Source organism: Biostraticola tofi (genome assembly GCF_004343195.1).
GTDB lineage: Bacteria > Pseudomonadota > Gammaproteobacteria > Enterobacterales > Enterobacteriaceae > Biostraticola > Biostraticola tofi.
The window spans coordinates 23580-36703 of the sequence record NZ_SMCR01000012.1 but is presented as its reverse complement, the minus strand read 5'-3'; the positions used below and the strand labels follow the sequence as shown (position 1 = coordinate 36703).

Genomic DNA, 13124 nt, shown 5'->3' with positions numbered 1-13124 from the left:
GGGGATTTATTATGTCTAGCTCCACCCATCAATCTAACCCGCCGGTAAGGAAATCGGGTTCGCTTGATGCTTTCTTCACTATTTCCGCCCGCGGCAGCAGCGTTCGCCAGGAAATCTTGGCTGGCCTGACGACCTTCCTGGCGATGGTGTACTCAGTCATCGTGGTGCCCTCGATGCTGGGCAAGGCCGGTTTTCCTGCCGATACCGTTTTTGTCGCCACCTGCCTGGTCGCTGCCTTCGGTTCACTGCTGATGGGGCTGTGGGCCAACCTGCCGTTGGCAATCGGCTGTGCTATCTCATTGACCGCGTTTACCGCGTTCAGCCTGGTGATTGGCCAGCAGATAAGCGTGCCGGTGGCCTTGGGGGCGGTATTTCTGATGGGGGTGCTGTTTACCCTGATATCCGCCACCGGAATACGATCCTGGATCCTGCGCAACCTGCCGCTGGGCGTGGCTCACGGTGCCGGCATCGGTATTGGGCTATTTCTGCTGATCGTCGCGGCCAACGGTATTGGGTTGGTGGTGAAGAATCCGGCGGACGGCTTACCGGTTGCACTGGGTGATTTTACCTCTTTTGGGGTGATGATGTCGTTGGTCGGCCTGGCGGCGATATTTGGTCTGGAGAAAAGACGGGTTCCCGGCGGCATCCTGCTGGTCATTATTGTTATTTCCCTGGTGGGCTTGGCTTTTGATCCTGCCGTTGCCTGGCACGGCCTGTTTGCGATGCCGTCACTGACCAACGCCGACGGCCATTCACTGATGTTCGATCTGGATATTATGGGTGCGCTGCAGCCGATGGTCTTGCCTAGCGTTTTGGCCCTGGTGATGACGGCGGTTTTTGATGCCACTGGCACCATTCGCGCCGTTGCCGGCCAGGCCGACCTGCTGGATAAAGACGGTCAGATCATCAATGGCGGTAAGGCGCTCACCGCTGACTCGCTGAGCAGTATATTTTCATCGTTGGTGGGTGCTGCGCCTGCGGCGGTGTATATTGAGTCCGCGGCCGGCACCGCTGCAGGTGGTAAAACCGGACTGACCGCTACCGTGGTCGGCATTTTGTTCCTACTGATGCTATTTCTGTCTCCGCTGTCTTACCTGGTGCCGGGCTACGCCACCGCCCCGGCGCTGATGTATGTTGGCCTGCTGATGCTCAGCAATGTTTCCAAGCTCGATTTCAGCGACTTTGTCGATGCCATGTCGGGGCTGGTCTGCGCCACGTTTATCGTACTGACCTGCAACATTGTCACCGGTATCATGCTGGGCTTCGGCACCCTGGTCATCGGCCGGATATGTGCTGGGGAATGGCGTAAATTGAATCTGGGTACCGTCATTATCGCCGTTGCGTTGGTGGTGTTCTATGCTGGCGGCTGGGCGCTCTGATCTCGGCCCCGCTTTATGCCCTATGGCCCCATGCGCAGTTAGGCGTGGGGCGGAATGTTCTCAAATGAACCGGTGATGCTCCCCGTCTTGGCAACTTATGCGACATCTATGTCAGCGACTCGATAGTTTTATTTCCCTTCTTTTTCAGTCATTTCCTGTGCGTACTTGAAATTCCGTCCATGAGGCCTGGTACCTTACCGCCGGGTCCGGCGATCGCTTTCACCCCAGCGATAAGCGGTTTCACTGCGTGGATGAATGTTCTACTATCATGACTCAAGTAAAGATAGAGACTAAGGAAAGCATGGAAATATTTTTTACGATTCTTATCCTCACTCTGATGGTGTCCTTGTCAGGGGTGGTTACGCGCCTTCTTCCGTTTCAGATCCCTCTTCCATTAATGCAGATTGCCCTGGGGGCGTTGCTGGCCTGGCCGCAATTCGGGCTGCATGTGGATTTTAACCCCGAGCTGTTCCTGGTGCTGTTTATCCCGCCGCTGCTGTTTGCCGATGGCTGGAAAACGCCGGCGCGGGAGTTCCTGCGTAATGGCGGCGAGATTGTGGCCCTGGCGTTGGTGCTGGTATTGATTACCGTGGTAGGCGTCGGCTATCTGATTTACTGGATGGTGCCGGGCATTCCGCTGGTTGCGGCCCTGGCGCTGGCGGCAGTGCTGTCGCCAACCGATGCGGTTGCGCTCTCCGGTATCGTCGGCGAAGGGCGGATACCTAAAAAGCTGATGGACATCCTGCAGGGCGAGGCGTTGATGAATGATGCCTCCGGCCTGGTGTCGCTGAAATTCGCTATTGCGGTGGCGATGGGCACCATGGTGTTTACCGTCGGCGGTGCATCTATCGAGTTTATCAAGGTTGCGGTAGGCGGCCTGTTGGCAGGGATCGCCGTTACCTGGACCTACAGTAAATCGCTACGTCTTATCAGTCGCTGGAGCGGCGATGACCCGGCAACCCAGACCATGTTGTTGTTGCTGCTGCCGTTTGCCGCCTATCTGATTGCCGAACATCTTGGCGTTTCTGGCATCCTGGCGGCGGTAGCCTCTGGTATGACCATCGGCCAGTCGGGCATTATCCGCAATGCGCCGCTGGCAATGCGGCTGCGTGCCAACAGCGTCTGGGCGATGCTGGAGTTCGTGTTTAACGGCATGGTGTTTATCATGCTGGGGCTGCAGTTCCCGGACATCCTGGAGACCTCCATCACCCAGGCGGAGCTGGATCCCACCATCGAAACCTGGATGCTGTTTGCCGATGTGGTGGTGATTTACGCAGCGCTGATGATCCTGCGCTTTGGCTGGCTATGGCTGATGAAGAAATTCAGCCAGCGCTTTATGAAAAAACGGCCGCTGGTATTCGGCAATTACTCGACCCGTGAAATTCTGATTGCGTCGTTTGCCGGCGTCCGCGGTGCTATCACCTTGGCCGGTGTGTTATCCATACCGCTATTGCTCAGCAATGGCACTGCTTTTCCGGCCCGCTACCAGCTGGTGTTTATTGCCGCCGGCGTCATACTGTTCTCGCTGATTTGCGGCGTGATTGCCCTGCCGATGCTGCTGCGCGGCGTTGAGGTGTCAGACAAGGCTCACCATCGCCAAGAGGAACGCATGGCGCGGGCCGCTGCTGCCGAAGTGGCCATCGTCAGTCTGCAGAAGATGGAAGAGCGACTGGCCAGCAGTGCAGATGAAAACCTGGATACCCAACTGCTCAGTGAAGTCAGCTCCCGGGTCATCGGCACGTTGCGACGGCGGGCGGACGGCAACAATGAACAGGGCAATGCGCGGCTTATCGAGGATCTGGAACGGCGGATGCGTCTGAACGCGCTGCGTGCCGAAAGAGGTGAGTACTATCATCTGCGCGCCCAACAGAAAATCAGCAATGAAACGCTGGTTAAGCTGTTGCGGGATTTGGACTTGCTGGAAGCGATATTGGTCGAACACGAATAAATCGGCCGGGCTTCAGCGGCGCCTTGGCGCCGCTGAAGGTTGTCAGAGGTCAGTGATTGACGCTTTTGGAAATGCCTACCCCAGTCTGTGAACGAATAAACTGATTGAAGAACAGTTTCCGCTCTTCTTGTCCCTGCACCGAGTGGTCGGTAATCGAGAATAACCAGGTGCCGATGAAGGCGACCAGCATTGAGAACAGGGCCGGATATTCATACGGATAAATCGGTGCGGCATGTCCCAGCACCTGGACCCAGATAGTCGGCCCCAGGATCATCAGCGACACGGCGGTCACCAGACCCAGCCAGCCGCCGATCATCGCCCCGCGGGTGGTCAGCTTCGACCAGTACATCGACAGCAGAATTATCGGGAAATTACAGCTGGCGGCGATGGAGAAGGCGAGCCCCACCATAAAGGCGATATTCTGCTTCTCGAACAGGATGCCCAGGCCGATAGCAACAAATCCCAATATCACCACGGTAATCTTCGATACTTTGAGTTCATCGCGCTCAGTGGCTTTGCCTTCCTTGATAACGCTGGCGTACAGGTCATGGGATACCGCGGACGCGCCGGCCAGCGTCAGGCCGGCAACGACCGCCAGGATAGTGGCAAAAGCTACCGCTGAGATAAACCCTAGGAAGAAGTTGCCGCCGACGGCGTTAGCCAGGTGTACCGCCGCCATATTGTTGCCGCCCAGCAGTGCGCCAGCGCTGTCTTTGAATGCCGGATTAGCCCCCACCAGCAGAATGGCGCCAAAACCGATGATAAAGGTCAGGAAATAGAAATAACCCATGAATCCGGTAGCATACAGCACGCTTTTACGCGCTTCCTTGGCATCGCTGACGGTAAAGAAACGCATCAGGATGTGCGGCAGGCCGGCGGTGCCGAACATCAGTGCCAGACCGAGCGACAGGGCCGATATCGGGTCTGATACCAATCCTCCGGGGCGCATGATTGCCTGACCCTTGCTGTGCACCGCCATCGCCTGAGTAAACAGGGTGTCGAAGCTGAAGTTGACGGTTTTCATCACCATCAGCGCCATGAACGACGCCCCCGCCAGCAGCAGCACCGCCTTGATAATCTGTACCCAGGTAGTGGCCAGCATGCCGCCGAACAGCACATACAGCACCATCAGTATGCCGACCAGGATAACCGCCACATGATAATTCAAACCGAACAGCAGCTGGATCAGCTTGCCGGCCCCCACCATCTGGGCAATCAGATACAGTGCTACCACGACCAGCGAGCCGCAGGCCGACAGGGTGCGGATTGGTTTTTGCTTGAGCCGATAGGAGGCGACATCGGCAAAAGTATAGCGGCCCAGGTTCCGCAACCGTTCTGCGATAAGGAACAGGATAATCGGCCAGCCGACCAGAAAGCCCAACGAATAAATCAGCCCGTCATAACCGGAGGTATAGACCAGCGCCGAGATGCCGAGGAAAGAGGCCGCCGACATAAAATCGCCTGATATCGCCAGTCCATTTTGAAAACCGGTAATGTTGCCGCCGGCGGTGTAGTAGTCGCTGCGCGAACGGGTACGCTTGGATGCCCAGTAGGTAATATAGAGAGTGCCGGCCACGAACAGCACAAACAGAATGATGGCCTGGACGTTCAGCGGCTGGCGTTCAACTGCGCCGCTTACCGCCTGGGCCTGCACCATGAAAGGAGCCGCCAGCAGCGGAACTGAAACGAAAGCGTGACGTTTAATCATTATGCTGCACCTCGCGCAGGAGCTGTTGTGTCAGGCGGTCATATTCACCGTTGGCGCGTATGACATAAACGCCGGTCAGAACAAACGACACCACTATCAAACCAATACCCAGGGGAATACCGCGCGTCACGCTGGTGCCCTCGTGGATCGGCGTACCCAGCCAGCCGGGGGCGAAGGCGATAAGCAGAATGAATCCGTAATACAGCACCAGCATAATCATCGATAGGAACAGAGCGAAGCGCTGGCGCTTGCGCACCAGTTCATGGAACAGAGGATTGTTCGCTATCCTTTGATAAATGAGATCATTCATCAGGGATTCTCCAGTAGGGTGAGAGGTAATGATTGGAATGCGCCACCCGAAGGTGGCGGGATTATTGTTATGAGGGTACGTTCATTGATTGTTTCTCTTCCAGTAGCTTTTCCACCACACCGGGATCGGCCAGCGTAGAAGTATCGCCAAAGTTACTGGTATCGCCAGCGGCGATTTTTCGCAGGATGCGCCGCATGATCTTGCCGGAGCGTGTCTTGGGTAAGGAATCGGTCCAGTGCAGGATGTCCGGCGTGGCAATCGAGCCTATTTCCTTCCGTACCCAACTGCGTACTTCGCTGTAAAGCTCAGGGGTTGGCATCTCTCCGTGGTTAAGGGTGATATAGGCGTAGATCGCCTGGCCTTTGATATTATGTGGAATACCGACGACCGCCGCCTCAGCGATTTTGGGATGAGAAACCAGGGCTGATTCTATTTCAGCTGTTCCCAGGCGGTGGCCGGACACATTAAGCACATCATCAACCCGGCCCGTTATCCAGTAATAGTCATCTTCATCCCGTCGGGCACCGTCACCACTGAAATACATCCCTTTGAAGGTTGAAAAATAGGTCTGCTCAAAGCGCTCATGATCGCCATACAGGGTACGTGCCTGACCGGGCCATGAATCGGTAATCACCAGATTGCCTTCGGTAGCACCTTCCAGCACCGTGCCGGTATTGTCTACCAGCGCCGGCTGTACGCCGAAGAAGGGCAACGAGGCCGAGCCGGGTTTAAGATCTACCGCGCCGGGGAGCGGGGTAATCATGAATCCGCCGGTCTCGGTTTGCCACCAGGTATCCATCACCGGGCAGTTTGAATTGCCGATTTTATGGTAGTACCATTCCCAGGCTTCCGGGTTGATTGGCTCGCCGACCGACCCCAGGATCCGCAGCGACTGGCGGTGGGTACCTTCAATGGCTTTGTCGCCTTCGGCCATCAGGGCGCGAATGGCGGTAGGGGCGGTGTAGAGAATATTGACCTGATGCTTGTCCACTACCTGGGCCATGCGGCGTGCATCCGGCCAGTTGGGTACCCCTTCGAACATCAGTGTGATAGCGCCGCAGGCCAGCGGTCCGTATAGCAGGTAGCTATGGCCGGTTACCCAGCCGACATCGGCGGTACACCAGTAGATATCGCCGGGATGGTAGTCAAACACATATTTAAAGGTTAAGGCGGCATACACCAGGTAGCCGCCGCTGGTATGCAGTACTCCCTTGGGTTTGCCGGTTGAACCGGAGGTGTAGAGGATAAACAGCGGGTCCTCGGCCTGCATTTCCTCCGGCGGACAGCTATCGCTCACGCCCACGATGGCATCATGCCACCAGGTATCGCGGTCGGGGGTCCAGTCGATATCCTTGCCGGTGCGCTTGAAAACAATCACGCCGGTGATAGTGCTGACGCCCGGGTTCTTCAGCGCATCGTCAATGTTTTTCTTCAGTGGGATTTTGCGGCCGGCGCGCACGCCTTCATCGGCGGTAACCACCAGTTTGGCGCTGGAATCGATAATGCGACCGGCAATGGCCTCCGGAGAAAAACCGCCGAAAATAACCGAATGAATGGCGCCGATACGGGCGCAGGCAAGCATGGCGACTGCCGCTTCCGGCACCATGGGCATATAAATCGCTACCACATCGCCTTTACCGATGCCGTGTGTCTTGAGCACATTGGCAAAGCGGCAAACCGCCTGGTGCAGTTCGCGGTAGGTGACGGTCTTGCTCTCGCGACCGTCATCACCTTCCCAGATGATGGCGGTCTGATTGCCTCGCTCAACCAGATGCCGGTCGAGACAGTTGGCAGAGACGTTGAGCGTGCCATCTTCAAACCAGCGGATATCAACATGGCCCGGGTCAAAGGAGGTATTCTTGATGGATCTGTAGGGCGCGATCCAGTCAATGATCTTGCCATGCTCGCCCCAGAAAGAATCGGGTTCGGTGACAGATTGCTTGTACAACTGACGATAATGCTCTGCCGACAACAGCGTACGCTCGGCGATAGAAGCGGGAACAGGGTAGATGTGGGGATAACTCATGGGGTTCCTCCTTTTTTGTTAATAATATGTCACTAGATAGTTAATTAAACCTATTGACTGGAGAATTGTTTCTTTTTTGCGCGATAGATCACGCATCTTGCAGGGGGTTTTAGAAACTTGCTTAAAATTGCGCCAATAAGCAGAACGATTTAGTCATTAAGCGCTGCATTCATGCTACCAACACTGTTTTTCCCCCTTGATCTGCCCCTATAAAAACTTATATAAAGAGGCTGCCGCAAAAAGGGGCAATGCTTGATGTTATTAAACGATTTAAAAACTGTGTAAATAACAGGGAATTAGCCTGTAACAATTTATAAATAACAGGAGTGAGCAGTTAATATAAGCGAACCGCGTATAAATTAAGCTTTGTTACAGTGATTACCGTAAGGGCATTGAATTACGAACTTGGTTTATGATATTTGAAAAAAAGAGACCCCGTACTCCATGAATACTATCGTGTGATTTAGCGAACAATACGCGCCTGAAATGAGGTGAGTATTTAAGCGGGGCCAACCAGGAAAGGAATATTGTTATGAAAACGTTAAAAATTAGCCTCGCGTGGCAAATCCTGATCGCGCTTATACTTGGCATTGGTGTAGGGGCTATTCTGCATAATCAGGTGGAAACCCGGGATTGGCTAATCAGCAATATCCTTTCCCCGGCCGGGGATATATTTATTCGACTGATCAAGATGATCGTCGTACCCATCGTTATCTCGACATTGATCGTAGGCATTGCGGGTATTGGTGATGCGAAAAAGCTGGGCTCGATAGGCTTTAAAACCATTCTCTATTTCGAGATTATCACGACAGTCGCTATTGTGCTGGGCATCACCCTGGCAAATGTGTTTCAGCCAGGCAGCGGCATCGATATGTCTCAGCTTAGCGCAGTGGATATATCTCAATATGAGAAAACGACCGAAGCCGTCCAGAGCCAGGGACACAGCCTGGCAGGAACCGTACTTTCACTGATACCGTCCAATATTTTCGCCTCTATGGTAAAAGGGGACATGCTGCCGATTATTTTCTTCTCGGCACTTTTCGGCCTGGGGCTGGCGTCTTTACCCGCCCAGACCAGAGAACCGTTGTTGAATGTGTTCCGAGCAGTGGCTGATACCATGTTCAAAGTAACGCATATGATCATGCGTTATGCACCGGTAGGGGTATTTGCCCTGATTGCGGTTACCGTCGCCAACTTCGGCTTTGCGTCGCTTATTCCACTTGGTAAGCTGGTACTGCTGGTCTATTTCGCCATCGTGGTGTTTGCCCTGGTAGTACTGGGTCTGGTCGCCCGTATTTGTAACCTGCGTATCATGATGCTTATCCGTATCCTGAAAGAAGAGCTTATCCTGGCCTATTCTACCGCCAGCTCCGAGAGTGTCCTGCCGCGCATTATCGAAAAAATGGAAGCTTATGGCGCGCCGAAGGCCATCACCGGTTTTGTCGTGCCGACCGGATATTCCTTTAACCTGGACGGTTCCACGCTGTATCAGAGTATCGCGGCGATTTTCATCGCCCAACTGTACGGTATCGAATTATCAATCAGTCAGGAAATCATCCTGGTACTGACGCTGATGGTGACCTCCAAAGGTATCGCCGGCGTCCCGGGGGTTTCCTTCGTGGTGCTGCTGGCCACCCTTGGCAGCGTAGGGATCCCGCTTGAAGGGCTGGCGTTTATCGCCGGTGTCGACCGCATCCTCGATATGGCGCGTACCGCCCTTAACGTGGTAGGGAATGCCCTGGCGGTGCTGGTGATTGCCAAATGGGAAAACCAGTTCGACACGGTCAAAGCCGCTGAATATGAACGCAGTACCCTGTCGCCGAAAAACACCCCGGTGCAGAATATCGGCTAACGCGACACGGTATCAGGCAGTGGGTAAATCGACTGATTATGCCTGCTGCGCCACTGGACTGCGCAGGTAATGTATCACTTGATTGCTACTGCCGCGCCAGATAAGCGCCGGATCGCGCAGATCCTGCACGAACTTGCCGTCGACCAGCACATCGGCCAATGCGATGACCCGCTGTTGGGCGCCAGACAGCTCAGCAAGCTGGTAACCGGTCCAGATCCACACGTCTTTTCCGGCGCATTCTGCCCGCACCCGGCCCAGCAACTGCTCGATGGCGCCCAGGTTTTGGGGATGCAGGGGATCGCCGCCGGAAAGCGACAGCCCCTGACGACGGATGCGCGTGTCCTGCAGATCGGCAATGATCTGGTCCTCCTGCAGAACGGTAAAAGGCTTACCCGAATCAATTCGCCAGGTGCTTTTGTTATAGCAACCCGGGCACTGGTGCACGCAGCCGGCGACAAACAGCGTGCAGCGGGTACCGGGGCCGTTGACTACATCAATCGGATAATATTGGTGGAAGTTCATCTGCTTTAGCCCAACTGGCCGCTCGACAGGTGCTTGATGCGCCGTTTGACCTCTTCCTGCTTGCCGGCATTGAACGGCCTGGCATCCGGGCTACCGAGATAACCGCATACCCGGCGGGTGACCGACACCTTCGAGGGTTCATGGTTACCGCATTTTGGGCAAGTGAAGCCTTTGCTGGTACAGGAGAATTCGCCGGTATAGCCGCATTCATAGCATTCGTCTATCGGCGTATTGGTGCCGTAATAGGGGACGACTTTATAGCTGTAGTCCCAGACATCTTCCAGCGCCCGCAGATTGTGCTGCAGGTTGGGATACTCGCCGTAGCAAATAAAGCCACCGTTAGCCAAGGGCGGATAGGGCGCTTCAAAATCCAGCTTGGCGTAAGGATCGACCTTTTTCTCCACGTCCAGGTGGAAGCTGTTGGTGTAGTAGCCTTTATCGGTAACGCCATTCACCACACCAAATTCAGCGGTATCAAGCCGGCAGAAACGGTCGCACAGATTTTCGCTGGGGGTGCTGTAGAGGCTGAAACCATAGCCGGTTTCCGCTTTCCAGGCCTCGGTCGCTGCTTTCAGGCGGGCGACGATCGCCACCGCCTTTTCGCGCAGGGCGGCATTATCAAACACATGGGTTTCAGCGCCATACAGTGCATTAATGGTCTCATGCAGGCCAATATAGCCTAGGGAAATCGACGCTCGGCCATTTTTGAATATCGGCGCGATATCATCATCTGCTTTGAGCCGCACGCCGCACGCCCCTTCCATATAAAGGATCGGCGCCACGCGCGCTTTGACCCCTTCAAGTCGGGCTATGCGCGTCATTAGCGCTTTCTTGGCCAGCATCAGACGTTCATCCAGCAACTGCCAGAAACGGTTCTCATCGTGGCCCGACTCCAGAGCGATGCGCGGCAGGTTAAGGCTTATCACCCCCAGATTGTTGCGACCATCATGGATCTGGCGGCCATTTTCTTCATACACCCCGAGGAAACTGCGGCAGCCCATCGGGGTTTTAAACGAGCCGGTGACGTTGACTACCTGATCGTAATTGAGAATATCCGGATACATCCGCTTGCTGGCGCATTCCAGCGCTAACTGCTTGATATCGTAATTGGGATCGCTGAACTTGAGGTTCAGTCCATCACGAATGGCAAACACCAGCTTGGGAAATACCGCCGTTTTACGGTTTTTACCCAGACCGGCAATCCGGTTACGCAGGATTGACTGCTGTATCATCCGCGATTCGCGACTGGTACCCAGTCCGAAGCCGAAGGTAACAAACGGCGTCTGGCCATTGGCGGTGTGCAGGGTATTGACCTCATACTCCAGCGACTGAAAGGCGTCATAGCACTCTTTCTCGGTGCGCGAGAGGGCATAGTTTTCCGCATCCGGGATATTCCACTCAATGGCGACGGTATGATGCTTATCAAAACTTGCCGCCACATAGGGGGCGAGGATTTCATCAATGCGGTTGATGGTGGTGCCGCCATAGATATGGCTGGCGACCTGGGCGATAATCTGTGCGGTGACGGCGGTGGCGGTTGAAATGGAACGCGGCGGTTCTATTTCAGCGTTACCCATTTTAAAACCCTGGGTCAGCATGCCTCCAAGGTCTATCAGCATGCAGTTGAACATCGGGAAGAACGGGGCATAGTCCAGATCGTGGTAATGCAGCTCGCCACGCTCATGGGCCAGCACCACGTCGCGCGGCAAAATATGCTGGCGGGCGTAATGCTTGGCGACAATGCCGGCCAGCAGATCGCGCTGGGTCGGTATCACTTTGCTGTCTTTATTGGCGTTCTCATTAAGCAATGCCATGTTGCTCTGCTCAACCAGGCCGCGAATTTCCTGATTCAGCCGACCGCGCTGTTCACGCGCCACATCACGGTCGTGGCGATATTCAATATAGAGACGGGCCATTTTTTTATGCGGTCCGGCCATCAGCTGATTCTCAACTGCGTCCTGAATATCGCGGATATCCACATGGGATCGCTGCGTCACTTGCCCGGACACCTGTACCGCCACGGCCATGCAATAGGCATCGTCGTCTACACCGGCGGCCTCGGCTGCGTGAAGCACGGCCTGATAAATCCTGCTATGGTCAAAATGTACCTGACAACCGTCTCGTTTGATGACTACCGGTTTCACGTTGCGACTCCTGTACGCGTGGCGCGTTCTGTCGGTTATCCGGCCTCGGTGGCAGGCCTGCAGCCGGGGGAGCGGCTGCGGATAACTACTATATGTGGGTTTGTGGTGGTTATGATGGCACAAGATGTGGGCTATAGAGCGGGCTATCGCACTAAAACTTGATGCGGCGCAATAAAAATCCAGAGTGGGTGAAGAGGTGACCAGTACAGTTTTTCTCCCTGCTGACGGTCAGCGTATCGCCGGTCAGGCCGTAAAAGGAAACTGAATCAGAACGGTGGGTCAATACGGGGGCGTTACCGATTGAACTTCCCAGGCCAATATTTTACCGTAATGTAAATGCATCCAGTGCGAATACTGCATCCGATAAATAGTAAACCCATTGCATACACCGCCGTGCAGATGAGGCACTGATGCCTGCTGCGCGTATGACCCCCGGTGCTGGTATCGCTCTCGCTGTAATAGTCCGAATGGCGCTATTTCAGCTGTCTCCATGGAAAGGAATGATTAGGTGATCCAATGAAAAAACATGCATTGTTATTTGGCCTATTAAGTGCTGCTACATTAAATTGTACTCAGGTTAATGCCGGGTCCTATGCTAATAATGGGGCTTTTATCGAAGCCAGTGATAGCTGGTATTCGGCCGTTAATCAGCACGATGTAAAAATGGTCGGCGGCTACGGTTTCACTAATGGTGCCGGCGTCATGTTGACCAATGCCTATAATATTGGCAAGGGAGATAATATACATCAAGGGTATAATGAATTGGAAGGCTGGTACCCCTTGCCTTCGACAACGGGTTTTTTGAGCTTTATGCCCGGTGCGCTTATTAATGCCAATGATTTGGGGTCCGGTTTGGCAGGCTATATAAATATGAATATGATGTTCAGCCCGACATTTAATGTATCAACGCGTTATCGTTATAACCATCGAAATTCACGCACCATTAATACGGTTGATGAATATAATTATAATGACAGCCATCAGTTTATTGTCTATTTCAATCTGCAGGCGTCGGAAAAATTAGCCTTGGTGCTGGAGCCTAATTATTTTATCCATCTAAACCAATTCCGTGCCGCTAATAACAGCAAATATCATTGGGAGGTTAACGCGGCCGCCCGATACCGGATAGACGAAAACTGGATGCCGTTCGTTGAGCTCGGCTGGCTGGACCGCCACACCCTTAACCAGCAGGAGCAGGTCAAGATAAAATTAGGCGTCAGGTATTTTTTCTGACC

At 54.3% G+C, this 13124-nt stretch carries 9 protein-coding genes; 4 read left to right on the top strand and 5 right to left on the bottom strand.

Annotated elements, in window-relative coordinates; genetic code table 11:
• Positions 1 to 11: 11 nt before the first annotated feature.
• Positions 12 to 1379 (top strand): NCS2 family permease, encoded by a 1368-nt coding sequence (locus EDC52_RS17630; protein ID WP_131867311.1) that lies wholly within the window; start codon positions 12 to 14, stop codon positions 1377 to 1379.
• 301 nt (positions 1380 to 1680) lie between these two features.
• The gene (locus EDC52_RS17625) at positions 1681 to 3327 is read left to right on the top strand and encodes a Na+/H+ antiporter (RefSeq protein WP_131867309.1); all 1647 of its coding nucleotides are present in this window, start codon (positions 1681 to 1683) and stop codon (positions 3325 to 3327) included.
• A 49-nt stretch (positions 3328 to 3376) separates the two neighbouring features.
• On the opposite strand, the gene actP is transcribed toward EDC52_RS17625, so the two are convergent.
• The 3 genes from actP to acs form a co-directional block, all read right to left on the bottom strand.
• Entirely contained in the window at positions 3377 to 5035 is a 1659-nt protein-coding gene (gene actP, locus EDC52_RS17620) for a cation/acetate symporter ActP (RefSeq protein ID WP_131867307.1), read from the bottom strand.
• A complete protein-coding gene (locus EDC52_RS17615; RefSeq protein WP_131867305.1) occupies positions 5028 to 5345 on the bottom strand; it encodes a DUF485 domain-containing protein in 318 nt (105 codons plus the stop codon). Before EDC52_RS17615 ends, actP begins: the two co-directional genes overlap by 8 nt.
• Positions 5346 to 5412: 67 nt before the next feature.
• Complete coding sequence (gene acs, locus EDC52_RS17610) at positions 5413 to 7371, bottom strand: acetate--CoA ligase (RefSeq protein WP_131867303.1); 1959 nt, start codon at positions 7369 to 7371, stop codon at positions 5413 to 5415.
• A gap of 532 nt (positions 7372 to 7903) precedes the next feature.
• On the opposite strand from acs, the gene gltP reads away from it, so the two are divergent.
• Complete coding sequence (gene gltP, locus EDC52_RS17605) at positions 7904 to 9223, top strand: glutamate/aspartate:proton symporter GltP (protein ID WP_131867301.1); 1320 nt, start codon at positions 7904 to 7906, stop codon at positions 9221 to 9223.
• A gap of 36 nt (positions 9224 to 9259) precedes the next feature.
• Here the strand turns inward: gltP and nrdG are convergent, their stop codons facing one another.
• Both nrdG and nrdD read right to left on the bottom strand, forming a co-directional pair.
• Complete coding sequence (nrdG, locus tag EDC52_RS17600) at positions 9260 to 9745, bottom strand: anaerobic ribonucleoside-triphosphate reductase-activating protein (protein WP_131867299.1); 486 nt, start codon at positions 9743 to 9745, stop codon at positions 9260 to 9262.
• Between the two features lie 5 nt (positions 9746 to 9750).
• Positions 9751 to 11889 carry an anaerobic ribonucleoside-triphosphate reductase gene (gene nrdD, locus EDC52_RS17595; RefSeq protein ID WP_131867297.1) on the bottom strand — a complete coding sequence of 713 codons (2139 nt, stop codon included), beginning with the start codon at positions 11887 to 11889 and terminating at the stop codon, positions 9751 to 9753.
• Positions 11890 to 12405: 516 nt separating this feature from the next.
• Between nrdD and EDC52_RS17590 the strand changes: the two genes are divergently transcribed.
• Positions 12406 to 13122 (top strand): oligogalacturonate-specific porin KdgM family protein, encoded by a 717-nt coding sequence (locus EDC52_RS17590; RefSeq protein WP_131867295.1) that lies wholly within the window; start codon positions 12406 to 12408, stop codon positions 13120 to 13122.
• Positions 13123 to 13124 lie beyond the last annotated feature (2 nt).